1 tRNA gene is annotated in these 221 nt (G+C 47.5%); it reads right to left on the bottom strand.

Annotation, left to right across the window (positions count from 1 at the left end):
• Window positions 1-90: 90 nt before the first annotated feature.
• Window positions 91-164: transfer RNA gene (locus QCD85_RS23790), tRNA-Trp, on the bottom strand.
• Window positions 165-221: the final 57 nt, after the last annotated feature.

A 221-nucleotide genomic window follows, 5' to 3' on the forward strand; every position in this document is an offset into this window, starting at 1 on the left:
CTTGAACCCACGAATGCCGGAGTCACAGTCCGGTGCGTTAACCCCTTCGCCACGATCGCCATGCTATAAAATAAATCATTAATGTTATATTGGCAGGGGCAGCAGGAATTGAACCCACACTAACGGTTTTGGAGACCGTTGTTCTACCTTTAAACTATGCCCCTTCAAAACTGGTGGAGGCTGATGGATTCGAACCACCGAACTCGGAGAGAACAGATTTA

It is taken from the genome of Paenibacillus sp. PsM32 (genome assembly GCF_030433815.1).
Classification (GTDB): Bacteria; Bacillota; Bacilli; order Paenibacillales; family Paenibacillaceae; genus Saccharibacillus; species Saccharibacillus kyungheensis.